This window comes from Hymenobacter sp. (assembly GCF_035709525.1).
In the GTDB taxonomy this organism is placed as follows: domain Bacteria; phylum Bacteroidota; class Bacteroidia; order Cytophagales; family Hymenobacteraceae; genus Hymenobacter.
The window spans coordinates 34,308-54,314 of sequence record NZ_DASTEP010000238.1; the positions used below are offsets into that span (position 1 = coordinate 34,308).

Annotated in this window: 21 protein-coding genes, 1 tRNA gene and 1 pseudogene; 11 read left to right on the plus strand and 12 right to left on the minus strand. The window is 62.1% G+C overall.

Annotation, left to right across the window (positions count from 1 at the left end; translation table 11 throughout):
• Positions 1 to 2: 2 nt before the first annotated feature.
• Together VFO93_RS21295 and VFO93_RS21300 are read right to left on the minus strand one after the other, a co-directional pair.
• Positions 3 to 1,679: a GMC family oxidoreductase gene (locus tag VFO93_RS21295; protein WP_325136393.1), complete on the minus strand. Its 1,677-nt coding sequence runs from the start codon at positions 1,677 to 1,679 to the stop codon at positions 3 to 5.
• Positions 1,680 to 1,860: 181 nt separating this feature from the next.
• The gene (locus tag VFO93_RS21300; RefSeq protein WP_325136394.1) at positions 1,861 to 2,748 is read right to left on the minus strand and encodes a sugar phosphate isomerase/epimerase; all 888 of its coding nucleotides are present in this window, start codon (positions 2,746 to 2,748) and stop codon (positions 1,861 to 1,863) included.
• Between the two features lie 426 nt (positions 2,749 to 3,174).
• Between VFO93_RS21300 and VFO93_RS21305 the strand changes: the two genes are divergently transcribed.
• From VFO93_RS21305 to VFO93_RS21315, 3 genes are read left to right on the plus strand one after another with little or no spacing between them, the layout of a single operon-like run.
• The gene (locus VFO93_RS21305) at positions 3,175 to 5,082 is read left to right on the plus strand and encodes a sensor histidine kinase (RefSeq protein WP_325136395.1); all 1,908 of its coding nucleotides are present in this window, start codon (positions 3,175 to 3,177) and stop codon (positions 5,080 to 5,082) included.
• Positions 5,083 to 5,120: 38 nt separating this feature from the next.
• Positions 5,121 to 5,534, plus strand: coding sequence for a response regulator (locus VFO93_RS21310; protein WP_325136396.1), 414 nt, complete (start codon positions 5,121 to 5,123; stop codon positions 5,532 to 5,534).
• Between the two features lie 18 nt (positions 5,535 to 5,552).
• On the plus strand, positions 5,553 to 6,062 hold the full coding sequence (locus VFO93_RS21315) for a DUF4112 domain-containing protein (protein WP_325136397.1): 510 nt from the start codon (positions 5,553 to 5,555) through the stop codon (positions 6,060 to 6,062).
• 21 nt (positions 6,063 to 6,083) lie between these two features.
• Here VFO93_RS21315 and VFO93_RS21320 read toward each other — a convergent pair whose 3' ends face one another.
• Together VFO93_RS21320 and VFO93_RS21325 are read right to left on the minus strand one after the other, a co-directional pair.
• Positions 6,084 to 6,350 (minus strand): hypothetical protein, encoded by a 267-nt coding sequence (locus VFO93_RS21320; RefSeq protein WP_325136398.1) that lies wholly within the window; start codon positions 6,348 to 6,350, stop codon positions 6,084 to 6,086.
• Between the two features lie 149 nt (positions 6,351 to 6,499).
• A tRNA-Asp gene (locus VFO93_RS21325) sits at positions 6,500 to 6,573 on the minus strand.
• 273 nt (positions 6,574 to 6,846) lie between these two features.
• Between VFO93_RS21325 and VFO93_RS21330 the strand changes: the two genes are divergently transcribed.
• From VFO93_RS21330 to VFO93_RS21345, 4 genes are all read left to right on the plus strand, one after another.
• Positions 6,847 to 7,794, plus strand: a complete 948-nt coding sequence (locus tag VFO93_RS21330) for an acetyl-CoA carboxylase carboxyltransferase subunit alpha (protein WP_325136399.1) — start codon at positions 6,847 to 6,849, stop codon at positions 7,792 to 7,794.
• A gap of 108 nt (positions 7,795 to 7,902) precedes the next feature.
• Positions 7,903 to 8,748, plus strand: a complete 846-nt coding sequence (locus tag VFO93_RS21335; protein ID WP_325136400.1) for an MBL fold metallo-hydrolase — start codon at positions 7,903 to 7,905, stop codon at positions 8,746 to 8,748.
• A gap of 88 nt (positions 8,749 to 8,836) precedes the next feature.
• Entirely contained in the window at positions 8,837 to 9,634 is a 798-nt protein-coding gene (locus tag VFO93_RS21340; protein WP_325136401.1) for a patatin-like phospholipase family protein, read from the plus strand.
• 122 nt (positions 9,635 to 9,756) lie between these two features.
• On the plus strand, positions 9,757 to 10,329 hold the full coding sequence (locus VFO93_RS21345; RefSeq protein ID WP_325136402.1) for a 1-acyl-sn-glycerol-3-phosphate acyltransferase: 573 nt from the start codon (positions 9,757 to 9,759) through the stop codon (positions 10,327 to 10,329).
• A 225-nt stretch (positions 10,330 to 10,554) separates the two neighbouring features.
• Here VFO93_RS21345 and VFO93_RS21350 read toward each other — a convergent pair whose 3' ends face one another.
• On the minus strand, positions 10,555 to 11,259 hold the full coding sequence (locus tag VFO93_RS21350; protein ID WP_325136403.1) for a carbonic anhydrase: 705 nt from the start codon (positions 11,257 to 11,259) through the stop codon (positions 10,555 to 10,557).
• A gap of 271 nt (positions 11,260 to 11,530) precedes the next feature.
• The gene (locus VFO93_RS21355; RefSeq protein WP_325136404.1) at positions 11,531 to 12,196 is read right to left on the minus strand and encodes a DUF4159 domain-containing protein; all 666 of its coding nucleotides are present in this window, start codon (positions 12,194 to 12,196) and stop codon (positions 11,531 to 11,533) included.
• 125 nt (positions 12,197 to 12,321) lie between these two features.
• On the opposite strand from VFO93_RS21355, the gene VFO93_RS21360 reads away from it, so the two are divergent.
• Positions 12,322 to 12,762 (plus strand): hypothetical protein, encoded by a 441-nt coding sequence (locus VFO93_RS21360; protein ID WP_325136405.1) that lies wholly within the window; start codon positions 12,322 to 12,324, stop codon positions 12,760 to 12,762.
• Positions 12,763 to 12,802: 40 nt separating this feature from the next.
• Positions 12,803 to 14,182 (plus strand): RtcB family protein, encoded by a 1,380-nt coding sequence (locus tag VFO93_RS21365; RefSeq protein ID WP_325136406.1) that lies wholly within the window; start codon positions 12,803 to 12,805, stop codon positions 14,180 to 14,182.
• On the opposite strand, the gene VFO93_RS21370 is transcribed toward VFO93_RS21365, so the two are convergent.
• Both VFO93_RS21370 and VFO93_RS21375 read right to left on the minus strand, forming a co-directional pair.
• Positions 14,110 to 14,574: a hypothetical protein gene (locus tag VFO93_RS21370; RefSeq protein WP_325136407.1), complete on the minus strand. Its 465-nt coding sequence runs from the start codon at positions 14,572 to 14,574 to the stop codon at positions 14,110 to 14,112. The two genes, VFO93_RS21365 and VFO93_RS21370, sit on opposite strands and share 73 nt — an antisense overlap.
• Before the next feature lie 65 nt (positions 14,575 to 14,639).
• Positions 14,640 to 15,347 (minus strand): 16S rRNA (uracil(1498)-N(3))-methyltransferase, encoded by a 708-nt coding sequence (locus tag VFO93_RS21375; protein ID WP_325136408.1) that lies wholly within the window; start codon positions 15,345 to 15,347, stop codon positions 14,640 to 14,642.
• A gap of 190 nt (positions 15,348 to 15,537) precedes the next feature.
• Between VFO93_RS21375 and VFO93_RS21380 the strand changes: the two genes are divergently transcribed.
• Complete coding sequence (locus VFO93_RS21380) at positions 15,538 to 15,900, plus strand: hypothetical protein (protein ID WP_325136409.1); 363 nt, start codon at positions 15,538 to 15,540, stop codon at positions 15,898 to 15,900.
• 171 nt (positions 15,901 to 16,071) lie between these two features.
• Here the strand turns inward: VFO93_RS21380 and VFO93_RS21385 are convergent, their stop codons facing one another.
• The 4 genes from VFO93_RS21385 to VFO93_RS21400 form a co-directional block, all read right to left on the minus strand.
• Complete coding sequence (locus VFO93_RS21385) at positions 16,072 to 16,488, minus strand: hypothetical protein (RefSeq protein WP_325136410.1); 417 nt, start codon at positions 16,486 to 16,488, stop codon at positions 16,072 to 16,074.
• A 57-nt stretch (positions 16,489 to 16,545) separates the two neighbouring features.
• The gene (locus tag VFO93_RS21390) at positions 16,546 to 17,187 is read right to left on the minus strand and encodes a hypothetical protein (protein ID WP_325136411.1); all 642 of its coding nucleotides are present in this window, start codon (positions 17,185 to 17,187) and stop codon (positions 16,546 to 16,548) included.
• A gap of 147 nt (positions 17,188 to 17,334) precedes the next feature.
• Positions 17,335 to 17,778, minus strand: a complete 444-nt coding sequence (locus VFO93_RS21395) for a DUF2147 domain-containing protein (RefSeq protein ID WP_325136412.1) — start codon at positions 17,776 to 17,778, stop codon at positions 17,335 to 17,337.
• Between the two features lie 668 nt (positions 17,779 to 18,446).
• Positions 18,447 to 19,007 (minus strand): C40 family peptidase, encoded by a 561-nt coding sequence (locus tag VFO93_RS21400; RefSeq protein ID WP_325136413.1) that lies wholly within the window; start codon positions 19,005 to 19,007, stop codon positions 18,447 to 18,449.
• A gap of 108 nt (positions 19,008 to 19,115) precedes the next feature.
• Between VFO93_RS21400 and VFO93_RS21405 the strand changes: the two are divergent.
• A pseudogene (locus VFO93_RS21405) lies at positions 19,116 to 20,007 on the plus strand (hypothetical protein); the annotation flags it as partial.

Sequence of the window (20,007 nt, forward strand, 5' to 3'; positions counted from 1 at the left end):
AGTTAGACGTTCTGCTTTTTCAATTCGCTCACGGCGTGGTCCACGGCGCGGGCCGTGAGGGCGAGGTAGGTGAGCGAGGGATTCTGGCAGGCGGCCGAGGTCATAGCAGCCCCGTCGGTCACGTACACGTTGGGGGCGTCCCACACCTGGTTGTACTGGTTGAGGACCGACGTTTTGGGGTCGCGGCCCATGCGGGCGGTGCCCATCTCATGGATGCCGCCGCCCATGTTGTACGGGTTGTTGTAGGTCTTAACGTTTTGCAGGCCAGCGGCTTCGAGCATCTCCTTGGCGTCCTGCATCATGTCTACCCGCATCTTCAGCTCGTTGTCGCGGATGGTGGCGTCCATCGCCAGCACGGGCAGGCCCCATTTGTCTTTCTTGGTTTTGTCGAGCATGATGCGGTTGTCGTGGTAGGGCAGGGTTTCGCCGAAGCCCAGCAACCCCATCGACCAGCCGCCCGGCTCGGTCAGCGCGTCCTTGAAGTCGGCCCCAATGCTCATTTCCGCGATTTCGCGGCCCCAGCCCGCGCGGCCCGCGCTGCCCTGGTAGCCGAAGCCCCGCAGGTAGTCGCGCTTTTCGCCGTTCATGTTGCGGAAGCGCGGCACGTAGATGCCGTTGGCCCGCCGCCCGTACACGTACTTGTCCTCGTAGCCCGGCATTTCGCCCTGCGCGCCGGCCCGGAAGTGGTGGTCCATCACGTTGTGGCCCAGCTCGCCGCTGCTGCTGCCCAGGCCGTCGGGCCACACGTCGGTAGCCGAGTTCATCAAGACCCAGGCCGAATTCAGGGCCGAGGCGTTGAGGAAGATGATTTTGGCGAAGTACTCGTAGGTCTTATTCGTCTCCGCGTCAAGTACTTCCACGCCTTTGGCGCGCTTGGTGTCCTTGTCGTAAATGATTTTGGTAACGATGGAAAACGGCCGCAGCGTGAGTTTGCCCGTGGCCATGGCGGCCGGCAGCGTGGCCGACTGCGTGCTGAAATACGCCCCAAACGGGCAGCCCAGCCAGCACTTGTTGCGGTACTGGCAGTTCACGCGGTTGTTGTGCGGCTGCGTGATGTTGGCCGTGCGGCCAATGACCATGTGGCGGTCCTTGAAGTGCTTTTTGATGCGGGCGGCCACATCTTTTTCCACGATGTTCATCTCCATCGGGGGCATAAACTCGCCGTCGGGCAAATGCGCGATGCCGTCGCGGTTGCCGCTGATGCCCGCGAATTTTTCGGCGTGGCTGTACCACGGGGCCAGGTCTTTGTAGCGGATGGGCCAGTCCACGGCGATGCCTTCCTTGGCGTTGGCCTCAAAGTCGAGGTCGCTCCAGCGGTAGCTCTGGCGGCCCCACATCAGCGAGCGCCCGCCCACGTGGTAGCCCCGAAACCAGTCGAATGGCTTGGTTTCCACGTAAGGGCTTTCTTTCTCGTTAACCCAGTAGTCGAGGTTGGTTTCGTTGAGCGTGTAGTCGCGCCGCAGCACCGGGTAGTCGGCTATCATCTGCTGGGTTTTGCCGCCGCGATGCTCAAATTCCCAGGGGTTTTTGTTCGCATTCACGTAGCCCTTGATGTGCTCTATGTTGCGGCCCCGCTCCAGCATAATGGTTTTCAGGCCCTTCTCCGTCAGCTCCTTAGCGGCCATACCGCCCGAAATACCCGAGCCAATGACGATGGCGTCGTAGGTGTTAGTATCCATGATATAAGTTGGGTGGGAAATAGATGAGGGGTAGCGGATGACGCCCATCCGTCATGCTGAGCGGAGCGGAGTCGAAGCATCTCTACCGCTTCGTTGCTGACGCTAGGGGTTACTATGCTAAAGAGATGCTTCGACTTCGCTACGCTGCGCTCAGCATGACGGGCGTAACCAGGATTGGCGATTACAAACCAATACCTTTCAAGTAGCCGATGCTCTGCTTGATGCTCACAAACGGGTCGCCGGGCGTGCGGTCCTGCTCCACGAAGAAGTACTGCATGCCCGCCAGCTGCCGGGCGGCGAAGATTTTCTTGAAGTCAATGACCCCGTTGCCGACCTCCGTAAAATCCTTCTTCTCCGTCTTGTCCATGTCCTTGACGTGCCAGAGCGGGAAGCGGCCGGGGTGCGCCTTGAACAAAGCCAGCGGGTCGTGCCCGGCCTTGGTGACCCAGTACAGGTCGAGCTCCATTTTGAGCAGGTTCTTGTCGGTTTCCTTCAGCAGGATGTCGTAGGGCAACTGGCCGCCCTGAGCCGCAAACTCGAAGTCGTGGTTGTGGTAGCAAAGTTGGATACCCGCCTTTTGGCAGCGCTCGCCGGCTTTGTTGAGGTGGGCGGCTATCTGCTTGTAGTGGTCGAGACTGCCGCGCTCGCTGTCAAATAGATAAGCGCACACCATGTACTTGGCGCCCACCTGGGCCGCGTCGTCCACGGCCTTGTCCCAGCCGTGCAGAATGGTGCCTTGGGTGGGCTGGCCGTTATTCAGCGCCTCGCCCAGCACGTAGTGGCTGCTGGGCATGAGGAGGCCATGCTGCTTGAGCACCTTGGCGAAGGCAGCCGGCTCCATCCCGTAAAATTTCTGGCTGCCGGTGTAAGTCGCGCCTTCTACCGAGTTGTAGCCCAGCTGCGCCACCTTGGCCAGCGTGCCGGCCGGGTCTTGCTGCATGGCGTCGCGCACGGTGTAGAGCTGGAGGCCAATGTACTTTTTGGCTGGGGCGGCGAGGAGGGCGGGGCTAACCAGCGCGCCCGCCGAGAGCAGAGCAGCCGATTTGACGAAGGCGCGGCGAGAAGCCATAGGAACGGGAGTGGGTGGGAAAAGACGGGCCGGTAAATGGGCCGTAAGGTTGCTACCCGCTAAGGTATTGTAAAGGGCGGCTAATCTGAACAGGTTTGGGCGGCCGGCTTTCGCTGTGCCAGGTAGTCTGCTATACGCTTAAAGCACACGCCAACTTTCTGCTGAAGACCGCTGGCGCACCCTGCAAGGCACTTTAGGGAGAGTAGTTTCGTGTTAAAGAACAAGAAAAAATTGTATTTCGGCGGCTAACTATTTTTTCGGCGGCAGGCGATAAGCAGCCGTTAGCCGTTAGCGCATGGGCGGCGCGGCGCGCCTGGCGGGCCGGAAACCTCATTCTGGTCTGCGCGTTTCAGGCGGGGGGCGGGTGGCCACCCGTCTTTAGTAGCCTTCTCCACGGCTTTCTCTTTACTCTTTTCTCTTATCGCCGTGGATGCTCTTGCCCAGGCCTTTTTCGACCTTGCGCCCGCAGCCTTGCTGCTACGGCCCGTGTACGACGCGCGGGGCGAGCTCACCGACTTTGCCTGCGACCACCTGAATGCCGCCGCGCAACTGCTGCTGCGGCAGCCCGCGCGGCCGGGGCCGGCGTTCTGGCCGCTGCCCGCGCACCCGGCGGCAGTGGGCCTGCTGGCCTTTTACCGCGAGGCTTTTTTAGCGGCGGCCGACCGCCGCTGCCAGGCCGACTACCCCGACCACTCGGCGCGCTACCAGCTCAGTGCCCGGCGGGTCGGCGAGCAGTTGGTCGTGACCCTCGCTGCTGCGCCCGCCGCGCCTACGCTACCCGGGCAGCTGGCGCTGCTGAGCTTGATACTGGGGCAGGTGCCCGCCGCTATTGCCACGCTCAGCGGCCCCGAGCACCGCTTTTCGTTTGCCAATGCGCAGTACCAGCAGCTGGTGGGCCAGCGCGCCGAGCTGGGCCGCACGGTGGCCGAAACGATGCCCGAGGTGGGCGAGCAGGGCTTTATCGACCTGCTCGACCAGGTGTACGCCAGCGGCCAGCCCTACGTGGGCACCGAGATAACCCTGATGCTGACGCAGCCCGATGGCGCGTTTACGCAGCGGTATTTCAACTTCGTTTACCAGCCGCTTTTCAGCGGCCAGGGGCAGGTAGAAGGTATTCTGGTGTTTGCCCTCGAAGTGACCGAGCAGGTGCGCACCCGCCGCCAATCCGATACCCTGCAGGCGGCGCTGCTGGCGGTGGCCCAGCGCCAGGCCCGCGAGCGCCTCGAACTGCTACACATTTTTGAGCAGGCTCCGGTAGCCATTGCCCTGCTGCGCGAGCCGGAGCACCGCCTCGACTACGTGAATGCGTTGTTTAGCCATTTTTTACCGGCCGCGCAGCCCGGCCTCACCATTGCCGAGGCTTTCCCAGCTATAAAAACCAGGGTGCTGGCCCGGCTCGACCACGTGTTCAACACCGGCGAAACGCACCAGGAAGTGGAGCTGCGCCTGCCCGGCCCGGCCGCCGAGGCGCCGCGCTACGTCACGCTCACGTGCCAAGCCTACCGCGAGCAGGAGCACATTGTGGGGGTGGCCGTGCTGCTATACGACGTGACCGACCAAGTGCGGGCCGGCCGGCAGGTGCTGGCCCTCAATGCCGAGCTTACGGCCAGCAACCACCAACTGCTGCGCACCAACGCCGAGCTCGACAGCTTTGTGTACGCGGCCTCGCACGATTTGAAAGCGCCCATCGCTAACCTGGAAGGGCTGCTGCTGGCCCTGCGCCAGGACCTGCCCGCCGGGGTGCCCGCCGCGCCGCGCGTGGCGCACCTGCTGGGACTGGTGGACAACTCGATTGGCCGCTTCCGGCAAACCATCACGCAGCTGACCGACGTGGCGCGCCTCTCGCAGGATGCCGACACTCCGACTGAGCCGGTAGACCTGGCCGCGCTCGTCGAAAGCGTGCGCCAGGACCTGGCGGCCGAGCTAACCGAAACCGGCGCGCAGCTCACCGTAGAACTGGCCGCCGGGCCGCCGGTGCGGTTTGTGCCGGCGCAGCTGCGCTCCGTGGTTTACAACCTGCTCAGTAATGCCCTGCGCTACCGCGCCCCCGGGCGCGTGCCGCAGATAGCCCTGCGCACCAGCTACGCGGCCGGCCGCTTGGTGCTGGCGGTGCAAGACAATGGCCTGGGCCTCGATGCCGAGCAGCAGGGCAAGCTGTTTCGGCTGTTCAAACGCCTGCATCCGCACGTACAAGGCTCGGGCGTGAGCCTCTATGCCGTGAAGAAGGTAGTGGAAAATGCCGGCGGCACTATTGGCGTGCAAAGCGCTGTCGGCGTGGGCTCTACCTTTACGGTAACGCTGCCCCTGCGGCCGGGCGGAACGCCCGGCCGGTAAGCCGTTGTTTCAAATTCGTTATTCTCTTTTCTATCCCCATGACCAAGCCCTTCCGCGTGTTGCTCATCGACGATGATGCCACCAATAATTTTTTGACCGAACGACTTTTTCAGCGCCTGGGTGTGGCCGATGAGGTGCGCGTGGCCGAAACCGGCCAGCAAGCCCTCGACCTGCTGGCTGCCCCCGGCGCGCCCGTGCCCACGCTCGTGCTGCTCGACCTGAACATGCCCGGCTTGTCGGGGGCCGAGTTTTTGACCCGCTACCAGGCGCAGGAGCCCGAGGCGGCCGACCGGCCGGTTATCGTGGTGCTCACTACCTCCACCAATCAGCAAGACCTCACGCTCATCAAGCAGCTGCACATCGATGGGCTGGTAAACAAGCCCCTCACCGAAGAAAAGCTGGAGCACCTGTTGCAGCTGCACTTTCCGGCGCTGCTGCCTGCGCAGTCTTAGCATACCGCGCGCCCAGCTATGCCTGCCCGCTCTTCAGCCCCCGCGCCCAACCCCTTTGCCGCCGACGAGCGCCTGCGCTGGGTCGAGCGCGTGGCCCGGCTCATGGACAGCCAGTTTCAACTGCCCGGCACGCGCTTCCGCTTTGGCCTCGACCCGCTGCTGGGTTTGGTGCCCATCGTAGGCGACCTTTCCGCCACCGCCGTGTCGGTGGCCCTGTTGCTGACCATGCTACGGCACGGGGCCAGCGGCGCGGTGGTGGTGCGGATGGCGCTCAACATCCTGCTTGATACTGTGGTCGGGGCCATCCCGCTCATCGGCAACGTGTTCGACTTTGCCTACAAAAGCAACGAGCGCAACGTGGCCCTGCTGCGCCGCCACTACGCCGAGGGCCGCCACCCGGGCAGTGGCAAGGGTTTAATAGCGCTGGTGCTGCTGGGTTTTCTGGTGGTGGCCGGGCTGGTGGCCTGGGGCGGCCTCGCGCTGCTGGGCTGGCTGTGGCACCACTTGGCTGCCGCCTGGGCCAGCTAAGCGGTGCCACGCCCAACTGCGCTACTGCTTGGTGGGCGCTACCGGGGCAGCCGGCGCGGGCTTGCTGTCGCGCAGCATCTTCTGGCCGAGGGCCTCGGTGCTTTTTACCACTTTAGGGCCTTTGTAGGCAGCGGCGCGGCGGTCGGCGGTTTTGCGGGCGGTAGCGGCGGGGTCGGTGGTGTTCACCGGCTTGGCCGTGACCTTGGGCAGCGGCGAGGACTGGGCCTGGGCCGTGAGCAGCGGGGCGGTAGCCAGCAGGCCGCTGGCCAAAAGGAGGACAGTTTTCATGGGAATAAATGAAAAAGCAGTAGATGGCCTGCTAATACGTGCTAGGCGAAAAACCGGCTTGCTGGGTTACTATCCACAGGGCGCAAACCCGGAAGTCGGATATGAAAAAAGCCCTTCCTGCGAGCAGGAAGGGCTTTTTTAAACGGTTGCGGTCTGGACGGGACTCGAACCCGCGACCTCCGCCGTGACAGGGCGGCATTCTAACCAACTGAACTACCAAACCGTTTACCGAGGCGGAAGAGCGTTGCCGTTTTCCGTTTTGGTGTTGCAAAGGTAGCACCCCAAAAATGGCCCCTGCAAGCCCAGAGGCCAAAAAAGTGCCGATTGGCGCGGCCGGCGGGCGTTGCGGGTTGGCAATCAGGGCCATTATTTTTAGCCAGGGGCGCGGCCGGGGTTTGGCGCTACCTTTGCCGCCCGGCTTTGGCGGGCGCGCGGGCTAACTTGCCCGGCGTTTGCGAAAGCGCTTTTTCCCGTCAGGCATTTTACATCGTTGCTTATGCTACTTGATTTTGAACAACCCATCGCCTCGCTCGAAGGCAAGCTTCAGGAAATGCAGAAGCTGGCGGCCGACAGCGACGTGGACGTGTCGGAGGCCGTGGCGGCCCTCGAAGCCAAAATCAAAACCCTCAAGGTTGAAACCTACGCCAACCTCACGCGCTGGCAGCGCGTGCAGCTGTCGCGCCACCCCGAGCGCCCCTACACCCTCGACTACGTGCAGGGCATGGCCGATAAGTTTGTGGAGCTGCACGGCGACCGCACCGTGCGCGACGACAAGGCCATGGTGGGCGGCTTTGCCGAAATCGGCGACCGCACTGTCATGATTATCGGCCAGCAAAAGGGCCATAACACCAAGCAGCGGCAGTTTCGCAACTTCGGGATGCCCAACCCCGAAGGCTACCGCAAGGCCCTGCGCCTGATGAAGCTGGCCGAAAAATTTGGCAAGCCCATCGTGACCTTCATCGACACGCCGGGCGCTTTCCCCGGCCTCGAAGCCGAGGAGCGCGGCCAGGGCGAGGCCATTGCCCGCAACCTCAAGGAAATGTTTATGCTCAAGGTGCCGGTTATCTGCGTGATAATCGGGGAGGGCGCGAGCGGCGGGGCGCTGGGCATCGGCATCGGCGACCGCGTGCTAATGCTGGAAAATACCTGGTACTCGGTGATTTCGCCCGAAAACTGCTCGACCATCCTGTGGCGCTCGTGGGACTACAAGGAGCAGGCCGCCGAAGCCATGAAGCCCACCGCCACCGACATGCTGCAAGCCGGCCTGGTCGATGGCATCGTGAAGGAGCCGCTGGGCGGGGCGCACACCAACGCCGAGGAAATGATTGCCATCCTGAAGGATACGCTGCTCAGCACGCTGGCCGAGCTCGATGCCATTCCGGCCGCCGAGCGCATCTCGCAGCGCATCGACAAGTTTTCGGCAATGGGCGTGGTGGTAGAATAGGTTTTCGCGCAGGGTTTCGCAGTGTTAAAAGCGCAGTGCCCGCAGTGCGTCTTTAACACTGCGGGACACTGCGCTTTTAACACTGCGAAACCCTGCGCGAAATTTCAAATGAAAATCCATTCCTTAGATACCGGCTTATTCAAGCTCGATGGCGGGGCCATGTTTGGCGTGGTGCCCCGCAGCATGTGGCAGAAGGTGAACCCGCCCGACGCCAACAACATGTGCACCTGGGCCATGCGCTGCCTGCTCATTGAGGACGGCAACAAGCTGACGCTCATTGATAACGGCATTGGCGACAAGCAGGACGAGAAGTTTCGCGGCCACTTCTACCTACACGGCGACGACACGCTGGAAAAGTCCTTGCGCAAGCTCGGCTTCACCAGCGCCGACGTCACCGACGTGTTTCTCACGCACCTGCACTTCGACCACTGCGGCGGCTCGGTGGTGCGCCGCCCCGATGGCGCGCTCCAAACCGCCTTCGCCAACGCCACCTACTGGAGCAACGCCGCGCACTGGGACTGGGCCACCCAGCCCAACGCCCGCGAAAAAGCCAGCTTTCTGGCCGAGAACATTCTGCCCATTCAGGAAAGCGGGCAGCTGCGCTTCGTGGACCCCGCCGCCGGCGTGCCGGCCGGGCTGCCCTTCAGCGAGCTCATCTTTGCCGACGGCCACACCGAGAAAATGATGGTGCCGTTGATGCAGTACAAAGGTCGCACGCTGGCCTACATGGCTGATTTGCTGCCCAGCGTGGGCCACCTGCCCTTGCCCTGGGTGATGAGCTACGACGTGCGCCCGCTCGTCACGCTCGGCGAGAAAGAAGTTGTGCTGCGCCGCGCCGCCCAGGAAAACTGGGTGCTGCTGCTCGAGCACGACGCCACTAACGAAGCCTGCACCGTGCAGCTCACCGACCGGGGCGTGCGCCTGGGCGATACGCTGCGCATCAGCGAGTTGTAAAACGGAGTGGCACTCCGTTTGGCGTCTGGTTATGTCCTAACGCGAAAACGGAGTGCCACTCCGTTTTACAGTTTTGCAACGCTAGCCTATGACAACCACAAGTAGTTCGCCCCAACCCACCAGCCTCAGCCTGGCGCTGTCGGGCGGCGGCGCGCGCGGCATCGCGCACCTGGGCGTGCTGGCCGCGCTCGATGAGCTGGAGCTGCCGGTGGGCGCGCTGTCGGGCGCCAGTTCGGGCGGCATCGTGGGGGTGCTCTACGCGGCGGGCTTCGCCCCGCGCGAGGTGCTGCGGCTGCTGCAAGGTACTAGTATTCCGCGTCTCACGCGGCTGGCTTTCAGCCGGGCGGGGCTGCTGGGCATGGAGGCCGTGGCCCAGCTGCTGGCCCGCTACCTGGGCCCGGTGCAGCGCTTCGAGGACTTGCAAATACCGCTCACGCTGGTGGCTACTGACCTGGAAGCCAGCGAGTCGGTGTATTTCAGCCAAGGCGAGCTGCTGCCGCCGCTGCTGGGCTCGGCGGCGGTGCCCATCATGTACCGGCCCATTGCCTACCAGGGCCGGCAGCTGGTCGATGGTGGCCTGCTCAACAACCTGCCCGTAGAGCCGCTGCTCACGCTGGGCCGGCCGGTGGTGGGCGTGCATTGCAACCCGCTGCCTCGCGAGGCCCCGCTGCCCACGCTGGGCCGGGTAGTCGAGCGCACCCTCCAAATCGCGCTCAGCGCCAACGTGGCCAGCCGCAAGGCGCAGTGTGCCTTGCTGGTAGAGCCGCCTGCCCTGCGCGGCTACCGCCCGCTCGACTTCCGCAAGGCCGACGAGCTGTTTGAAGTCGGCTACCGCTACACCCTGGGCCGGGCCGCCGAGCTGCACGCGTTGCTGGCCGGCGGGTAGGCCCGTAGCGCGGACTTTGTAGTCCGCCGCCAGGTTGCTACCGCTGCTTGCGGGCTAAAAGCCCGCGCTACGCCTATCCTGGTTTTTGCCTAGCTTTGGGGTTCACAACTTTGCCCCTATACATGGCCGCCCGCAAAACTTCTACCTTCTGGTACTACATCGCTAAAGCAATTTTCGGCGTGGCCGGCTGGAAGCAAACCGGCGCGGTGCCGCCCGACATCAAGAAGTGCATGATGATAGCGGCCCCGCACACCAGCAACTGGGACCTCATCATGGCCCGCGCCGCCTTCTACATTATGGATGTGGACGTGCGCTTCACGGTGAAAAGTGAGTGGACCGAAAACCCCGTGCTGGGCTGGCTGGTGAAGGCCATCGGCGCGCTGCCCGTGAACCGCAGCCGCAACAATAGCCTCGTCGATGGCATGGTGCGCTTGTTTCAGCAGCACGAGGAACTGGTGATTCTCATCACCCCCGAAGGCACCCGCGCCTACCAGCCCAAGTGGCGCAAAGGCTTCTACTACGCCGCCCTCGAAGCCGGCGTGCCCATTGTGCTAGGCTTCCTCGACTACTCCAAAAAGGAAGCCGGTGTAGGCCCAGTAGTGTGGCCCACTGGCGACTACGAAAAGGATTTGGAAAAAATCAAAGCCTTCTACCGTAATAAAAAAGGTCGCTTCCCCGAGAAAGGCGTGCGCTAGGCACCGCCAGCCGCCACGCAAAACCGCCGCTCAAACAACCTTCGCGGGCTGTTTGAGCGGCGGTTCTTGCGTGGTGAGTTTTTGCCGGTGGGTGTAGAGACCATACTTGCGTCTCGCGTTATTCAGCTCGTCTGACGCGAGACGCAAGTATGCGTCTCTACCACTTGCACACTAACTTAGAAACTGCTATAGGTTAGGAGCGGGGCTCGCCCCCGCACCCTACTGCTAGTGAGCCGTTTCGGTAGTTACCTCAGCGGGCAGGGCTTCCTTAGCCTTGTTGCGCTCCTGCGCCACTTCGTCGCTAAGGTCATAAATCTGCTGGATGTTGTGCAGGATGTGCTCGTAGTCCAGCTTCAGGTCTTTAAGTAGGCCGGTGCGCAGGTCAAACACCCAGCCGTGCACCACGGGGATTTTATGCAACAGGTATTGCTCCTGTACCACGGCTGATTTCAGCACGTTCACGCACTGCTCCTGCACGTTGAGTTCGACCAGGCGGTCGTAGCGGGCGTCTACGTCGGCGATGGCGTCGAGCTCGGCGTGGTGCAGGCGGTACACGTCGCGGATGTTGCGCAGCCAGGGATTCAGAATGCCCAGGTCTTTGGGCTGCATGGCCGCCTTCACGCCGCCGCAGCCGTAGTGCCCGCACACCACGATGTGCTTCACGTGCAGGTGGCGCACGGCGTATTCCAGCACCGACAGCGAGTTCAAGTCGTTGTTCACCACCATGTTGGCGATGTTGCGGTGCACGAATACCTCGCCGGGGGCCGCGCCCATCATCTCCTCGGCCGTCACGCGGCTGTCGCTGCACCCGATGTAGAGGTAGTCGGGCGCCTGGCTAGCCGCGAGCTGGGTGAAGAAGTCGGGCGCGCTGGCCGAGTGCTCGGCCACCCATTTCTGGTTGTTCTCGAATATCTGCTGGTAGCTGGTCATGATGAGGTTTGGGTGAAGAAAGATTGGGCCGGCAAGTTAGCACGGGTTTCAGGCCCGGCCGGGGGTAAGCTCCGCCGTTATACGTTTTTCGCGCCGCGAAAGCCGAAAACCGGCCGTCATGCAGAGCATTCTGCGCATCAAGCAGAGACGAAGCATCTCGCGTGGCGCAGCAATTCCTAACGTAGGAGATTACTGCGCCACGCGAGATGCTTCGTCTCTGCTTGATGCGCAGAATGCTCTGCATGACAACCAGTTTCAACTTAAAAACCAGCTAATCCTGCGTCAGCGCGTAGCTCACCAGATTCGCCCCCATGCGCAACGCTGCATCGTGGGTAGCGGGCGTGTCTTCGGGGTAGGTGCCCACATCTTCCCAGCCGTTGCCGAGGTCGCACTCGAAGGTGTAGAAGCACACCAAGCGGCCTTTATACATCAGGCCGAAGCCCTGCGGGCGCTTGCCATCGTGCTCGTGTACCTTGGGTAAGCCTTTGGGAAACTGGTACTTCTGGTGGTAGATGGGGTGCGAGAAGGGCAGCTCCACAAACTCCAGCTCGGGGAAGACCTTCTTCATCTCGGGCCGGATAAACTTGTCGAGGCCGTAGTTGTCGTCGATGTGCAGGAAGCCGCCGCCGACGAGGTAGCGGCGCAGGTTCTGGGCCTCCTGGCTGCTGAAGCTCACGTTGCCGTGCCCGGTCATGTGCACGAAGGGGTAGGTGAGCAGCTCGGGCTGGTCGAGCTCCACGGTGGCCTCGTCGGGGGCGAAGTTGGTGTGCAGCGCCTGGTTGCAGAAGCCGATGAGGTTGGGCAGGCTAGTTTTGTTGGCGTACCAGTCGCCCCCGCCGCCGTAGTGCAGCTTGGCCAGCTGGTAGCTGGGCGCGGCGGGCGGCGTGGCCGCGGTGGTGAACAGTAGGAGGGAGGCGGCGAGGAGGTTGCGGAGCATGAAGTAGAAACTGAGCTTGTCGACTAATTGTGCAAAGAAGGGAACAAGACAGGAAGTTTCTAGGAAGAGTGCAGAATAACAAAACCATATCTTCGCCGAGGGATAATAAAAAATTTCATTCAGTCATGAAAACCATTGTTGCCATCTCGGGTGCCGCTAGCAAAGGGAAATCATCCACACTACGGGAATTTGCTAATGTCCTGCTTACAGCATATCCGTCTTATAAACCACTCTACCCCGTTCCAGCGTCTGTACCGGCCAACGGAGATTTTCGGCTCATCATTGAAGTAAACGGCAAGATTATCGGTATCGAAAGTAAAGGTGACCCAAATACTGGGCTACGCGGCAGATTGGAAGACTTAGCTGTCAATCACCACTGTGATATTATCTTCTGCTCAACAAGAACAAAGGGTGATACAGTAGATGCAGTTAATAGTATATCGTATCACAAATATTTTCAAAGGATTTGGACATCAACCTACCAAATAGCTTCCAGCCAAAATTTGGCTAATCAAGCAAAAGCAAGGCATCTGCTTGACCTTCTACAATCGCTTGGTTTGATTTAGCAAATTTTAACTCGAAGAATAATTAACAGTCAGCTTACCCATGACCACCGGCAAAGACCTCCTCGACCTCGGCTTCAAATCGGGCAAATGGTTTAAGGAAGCCCTCGAACACATCAACGCCCACGGCCTCGCGGGCGAGGCCATGCTAGCGTATCTGCGCGAGGTAGGCCCGCCGCCCGCGCTGCCGCTGCTGCCCGCGCCGCAGCCGTTTTTTGAGAATATCCGGGCCGATACGGCCGTGGAGCAGCAGAACATCGACTACGTGCGGCTCTCGATGCAGCAGCTCATGCGCACGCCCACGGTGGTGACGGGCGCCGTGATGCCCGACGCCTGCCCGGCCGGGCCGCCCGGCACCATCCCGGTGGGCGGCGTGGTAGTGGCGCGCAACGCTATTCACCCCGGCATGCACTCGGCCGACATCTGCTGCTCGGTGATGCTGACCAACCTGGGCAAAGCCGACCCCAAAACGGTGCTCGACGTGGCCCAGCGGGTGACGCACTTCGGGCCGGGCGGGCGGCCGCCCGAGCGGCAGTACCCGCTGCCCGCCGCGCTGCGGGCCGCGCTGGCGGCCAACCCGTTTCTGAATTCTGAGAAAGACCTCAGCCTGGCCCAGGAGCACCTGGGTACGCAGGGCGACGGCAACCACTTCCTCTACGTGGGCACCTCGGCCGCCACCGGCGACACGGTGCTCGTGACGCACCACGGCTCGCGGGGCGTGGGCGCGCGCCTCTACTCGGCCGGCATGAAGGTGGCCGAGCGCTTCCGCCAGCAGCTTTCACCCGAAACCGCGCCCGCCAATGCCTGGCTGCCCGCCGACTCGCCCGAGGGCGAATCATACTGGGCCGCGCTCCAGCTCGTGCGCCAGTGGACCAAGCTAAACCACCAGTACCTGCACGACGACATTGCCGAGCGCCTGCAAGCGTCAGTGCAGCAGCGGTTTTGGAACGAGCATAACTTCGTGTTCAAGGCCGGCGACCTCTACTACCACGCCAAAGGCGCCACGCCGCTGGCCGCCCACTTCCTGCCCGACGCCGCCGATGCCCGGCGCATTATCCCGCTGAACATGGCCGAGCCCATTCTCATCGTGGAGGGCGACGTGACGGCCAACAACCTGGGCTTTGGGCCGCACGGTGCGGGCCGCAACCTCAGCCGCACCGGCCACAAGCGCAGCAAGGCCGACAAAACCAAGGAAGCGTGGTTTGCTGAAGAAACGCGGGGCATCGACGCCCGCTTTTTCTTCAACGAAATCGACATCTCGGAGCTGCCCAGCGCCTACAAAAACGCCGCCGAGGTCAAGCGTCAAATCGCCGAATTCGGCCTGGCCCGCACCGTAGACGAGATTCAACCCTACGGCTGCATCATGGCCGGCGACTGGGAGGTGAACGCGCCCTGGCGCGTGAAGAAGCGGCAGGAGAAGTAATGGGCTTTTGGAGCTACCTCTTTGGCAAGCCGATAAAAATAGGCGATGCTTTCTTTGGCGAGATGCAATGGATAGAGATTGCGAATGACCCATCGAAAAGCTATTTCGAATGCGCGCGTTATTTCAAGCCTACTGGGAAGAAGATTAGCTTGCTTGTTACTGGAACGTTTCATGGCCCAACGCAACATCAGAAAGACTTTTTCACGCAGGTAGAAGCGAATTACCCCTTGTTGGTCGACAAAATTGTTCCCATCATTGAAGCCGAATTCGGGGCCTGGATGCCATTGCCAGTTATCAAAAACTTTGTCGCAGAATTTAAGCCAACTGGCCTGGAAATACCGCTCTGCGACCAGCAGCCAATAGAATGGGAAATTACGTTTGATACCGTTCACGACCCTAGTCATATTGTTACGGTAGGAATGCTAGGCTACGAGCCGCAGTACGTGCGTGTAGACGGCTAAAGCTCGCGCACTACCTGCGCCGTGAACACGGCCGCGAGCGCCGCCGTCTCCGTCCGTAACCGCGACGCGCCCAGCGTCACCGGCCGCACGCCCCGGCTGAGGGCCGATTCAATTTCGCCGGGCGAGAAGTCGCCCTCGGGGCCGATGAGCACGCAGCAGCGCGGCGCGGCCCCGATAACCTGGGCCAGGGCAGTGCGCTCGCCGGCTTCGAGGTGGGCAATGAAGGTAGTGGCGGGGTCAATTTCCTGCATAAACTTCTCGAAGTCAATCAGCTCATCGAGCTGGGGCAGCCAGGCCTGCCCACTTTGCTTGAGGGCGCTGACGGCGATTTTTTCGAGCCGGTCCAGCTTGAGGTCGCGGCGCTCGGAGTGGGCGCAGCGCAGAAAGGTGAGGCGCTCGATGCCCACTTCCACGGCTTTTTCGACCAGCCACTCCATGCGGTCGAGGTTTTTGGTGGGGGCCACGGCCACGTGGGTGTAAGTAGGGCGCGGGGGCACGGCCTCGTGGCCGGCGATGCGCAGGGCGCAGCGCTTGGGGTTGGCGTCGGCCACGGCGGCGGTGTAAAAGTGGCCGCGGCCGTCGAGCAGCGTCACGGCATCGCCGGGGGCGAGGCGCAGCACGCGCACGGCGTGCTTGCTTTCGTCTTCGGGCAGCAGGTAGGTAGTGTGGCCCGGCGTAAGGTCGGGGGCATAAAAGGCAGGCATGGGCAGGTAAGAAAACCGGAGAATACTAAGTCAAAATAAGAGTTTGCCGGCCGGGTGTCCAAAAAAATAAAAAATTAAACGCGACAGTAGAAAATACGTAACTACCCGTATATTTGAGGAAAGTTTGGCACTTTAGAAGGCCAGGCTACCAATAAATCTTTTCCAAATACCTTTTTTTTGCCCCTCTGCTATGAACACCAAATCACTTTTTGCGTTGGCTGCCACCCTGCTACTGGCCGGTGCCGCCCAGGCTCAGACCCCAGGCATAACTGCCCTCGGCCACGACCCGGCCGTGACGGTAATGACGCGCAACATGAGCAACCGCATGCGCCTCAATGAGGGCCAGTACGTGAAGCTTTACAGCATCAACCGCGTGCGCATGACCCGCCAGCACGAGATTGAGCGCGCCGCCGATGCTGCCACTCGCACCGCCCAACTGGCTGAGCTGCAACAGCAGTACGAGCAGGAATGCGCTCGCATTCTGACGCCCGTGCAACTCGCGCAGATGCAGCAGGAGCCGGCGCAGTTTGCCGTTAGCGGCGGCCGGGGCTAAGGCTGCCTGCATTAGGCCTAAGTCGTACAGCGCCAGTCAGTAGTTCTGACTGGCGCTGTTTTTTTGACGCAAGCGCTCAGGTTGGACGCTATAATGAACTGCCGGTAGAGCGGCTCCGGCTCCGGCATGAAAAGGTATCAGGAGTCGCTGTTGCGTGGCTTGTGGGCTGCGCTACCCGGCCGGGGTGGGGGCGCTGGTGGGCAGCGGGTCGGCAAGCACCTCCGTTACCGTGCCTAGCGGGCCAAAATGCAAGCTCAGGCGCGGGCCGGCCGTGCGGGGGTGGCGCGGGCCGCACTGCGCGCCCGGCACCAGGTAGTAATGGTATACCTTCTCGGTATTAGCCTGAAGCTCTTCCTCGTCGGGCGCGCCGAGCAGGGCCGTGACATCGTCGGCGCGGGCCTCGTAGAGCTGGGCGCGCGCCGCCAGCAGCGGGGGCAGCAGCAGTGCCCGCCGGCCCCGGCAGGCGTAGGCGTCGGCCCGCCAGGCGGCGGCCTCAAAGCCCGCTACTTCGGGTAGGGCGTGGCCGCAGCCACCGAGCAGCAGGGCCAGGGTAGCACCCGAAAAAACTGGAAAAAGAGAACGCGGCATACAAAGCAAGCGGCCCGTACCGGGCCCGGATGTGGCGGCGAAGCTACGCCGCTATGGCTAGCCGCGGTAGGTAGCCGCCTGGGCTTGCATGGCCGCATCGGGGGCCGGCTCGTCGAGCAGGGCGGCCAGCAGTTCGTCGAAAGGGTGCGCCGTGGTAAAGCAAGGCTCCTGCAAGGGGTTGCAGCTGAGGCGGATAAAAAAGGGCTGGCCGTCGACTTGCACCAGGTCGAGCGTCACGAGGCCATAGCGCTGATTGCAGCGGCCGCTTTGGGCGCAGTCGGTAGGGTTGGGCTTGAAAAGCTGCTTGTAAGTCGTTTCGTGGTGCTGGGCGCAGTGGCGCTGGCGCTGGTCGTGGCAGGCACGGTGGTAGCCCAGGCTGGCGATGCGCTCGCCGAGCAGCTCGTAGACGTGCCGAAAGTTGCCCGGCCCGATGCTATCGTCATAATATAGCAGCGCGCCCTGGCGGCCGGGCTCGCGCAGCAGCTCCACGCGCAGGCCCCGGCGGCCGGCAGCCCCGCCCTTGCGCAAGTGGTAGGCCTTGTAGTAGGGCCCGAGCCAGTTGCGATACACCTTTTCGGCCACCCAGGCGGCATGCTGGCGGGCCTGCCGGGGCGTGGCGCACCGGGCCGGCTGCCAGGCGGCCGCATCGGTGCCGGCGGCCGTGCGCCGCCCAAAAAGCTGTTGAAGAAAATGAAGCACCCTGATAGAAGTTCGATAAGCCGGACTGCGCAGAAAACACTGCCTAGGGCAAATAGTTTCGGCACCTAGGTTCGCTCAGACGAAAAAAAGCGCCTTTCCCGTTCAGGAAAGGCGCTTTTGGCGAAGAGGCATAGTGTGCGGCCGGGGCTATTTCACCCGCGTCCAGGTCTGCGACTTGCCGATGAGTGAGAAGCCGATGTAGCCCTTGACCTCCATCTTGTTGGCGCTTTCCATCTTCATGTAGCACGAGTAGGTTTTACCGCTTTCGGGGTCGTAAATTTTGCCGTTGTCCCACTTGCTGTCGCCGTCGTAGCCAAAACCTTGCATGAAAACCATGCCTAGGCGGGGGCGGGTGCGCAGCTTGGGCTCGGGGTTTTTGGTATCGAGCTTGGGCTTGCCGGTTTCGGGGTCGTTGGGCACGGTGAGGGTAATAATCTTGCCGCAGAGCTTGTCGCCGCACTTGTATATCTCAAACGTGGCTTTCTTTTCCTCGTTGGTCCACACGCCGAGCGGCGAGAGGGTTTGGGCCTGGGCCCGCTGGGTAGCCACGCCTAGCCACAGGGCCAGCAGCAACAGCACTGATTTGTACATAACGCAAAAGGTGTAGATGAAGTGAAGGTGGGGAACTGGCCAGCAAGCTAAGCTAAAAAAACGGCTTGCCGATGGGGCAGGGCAAGAATACGGCCAGTTTCAAAAATGGATTTTTTGCCAGCCGAGCTAAAATTAATAGCCTTGACTTTCAGCCTAGTGCCGTGCCCAAGCCCCAAGGCCACCAGAAAATGCGGGTTTTGCATTGAACCTAAGCCCCGGCAATTAACTTTACCAATCAGTAGCGAGTGCTACGGCCCCCTTCAAGCAGCCCTAAGGTGCTGGGAGGCGCGATGGGGGTTATGTCGAACGTAAAGAAAGGAGGTACAAAATGTCTAGTAGTCCCAACCAAATCCTGCCGAGCCTGTCCAATGTAGTACGCCTCACCGCCGTACTCGCCTAACACACAGCTCGGCGGAGGGCACTGCGGTATCGCGGCTCCCTTTCGTTGGACAGGTCTTACTGTGAGACGTCGGCGCTGTACCCCAGCGCAGCCGCTCGGTAAGATTTGAAGGATTAGATGCCCGGCCGGCCCGATGGCGCACGTGAGTGCTCCGGGGCCAGCCGGGCATCGTTTTTTCATTTAACATTCATCAATTAACATTTAACAGCCGCTCAATGACTGCCATCTTGGAGGCATTGAGCGGCTGTTAAATGTTAATTGATGAATGTTAAATGACGCGCCGCACCTGCATAAAGCGCCGCTCGTAGCCCGAGCCCTCGACCTGGCTGATTTTCACGCCCGACTCGCGCTTGGCCGACGACGAATGCACGAAGCGCAGCGGTACCTCGCCCGCCGCCGAAATAACGATGCCCGCGTGCCCCGGCGTGGTGCTACCAGCCGCCGTGCCCGTAAACACTACGATATCGCCGGGCCGGGCCTGGGCGCGGGGCACCAGCCGCCCCGCGCTGATGAGCAGCGCCGTAGCGTGCGGCACGGCCACGCCAAAGCGCGTAAACACGTATTGCACAAAGCCCGAGCAATCGAAGCCCGTGCTGGGGCTCGTGCCCGCGTAGCAATAGTTGGTGCCCAGCTGGCGCAGCGCAAACCGCACGATGCTATCGGCGCGGGGCGCGGGTGGGGCAGGAGCGGCCCGCCGCTCGACCACCGCGATGATGTGCGGGGCGGGTGTCTCTGCCACGGCCAGGGGCGCGGCCACGGGCTGGTGCAGCCGGTAACCGATTAAAATAGCCGTTAGCAACGCTCCGAAAACTACCCAGACAACACGCATAAGCTAAAGGGGAAAAAACCGTAGTCCGCCTAACGGCGGGGCGGCGGTGGGAGTTTGGGCCGGCGGGCGGCGGGGCGAACTTGGGCGCGCATGGTTTTCTTTGTGATTATGCTAAAAACTGCTTCCGCTTTGGGCCGCGCCGCGCTGGTGGCGGGCCTGCTGGCGGCCGTGCCGGCCGCCGCCCAAACCAAGGTTAAAACCAAAACTAAAACCAAGAGCGCCACGGCCAAAACTACCGCCGCGCCCGCCGAAAACTACGGGGCTGCCAGCCTGCGCTACACGCTGGCTATGCCCCAGCCCCAGACGCACTACTTCGAGGTGAAGATGGAGCTGCGGGGCTTCGACAAAGATTACACCGACATCAAGATGCCGGTGTGGGCGCCGGGCTCGTACCTGGTGCGCGAGTTTGCGCGGCACGTCGAGCGCCTGCAAGCCACGGCGGGCGGCCAGCCGCTGGCCGTAGAAAAGCTTGATAAGAACACTTGGCGCGTGCGCCATGCCGGCCAAAGCAGCTTCCAGGTGAGCTACGGCGTGTATGCCTACGAGCTGAGCGTGCGCACGAGCTACATCGACGCCGACCACGGCTTTGCGCTGCCCAGCAGCGTGTTTATGTATCCGGCTGGCTACAAGGGCCTCAGCAGCCAGGTAACGGTGCAGCCCGCCGCCGGCTGGAACGTGGTGAGCACCGCCCTACGCCCCGCGCCCGGCATGCAGAAGTTCGTGTACCAGTCGGCCAACTACGACGAGCTGGCCGACTCGCCCATCGAAATAGGCTCGCAGAAGCTGCTCAATTTCACGGCCAACAACACGCCGCACCAGATGGCGATGTTCGGGAATTATACTATCCCCGACGAAGCCCGCTTCCTGGCCGACATGAAGCGCGTGACCGAGCAGGCGCAGCGCGTGGTGGGCCAGAACCCCCTGGACCACTACGTGTTCATCGTGCACCACACCGAGGCCGGCGGCGGCGGGCTGGAGCACCTGTACTCGACCACGCTGG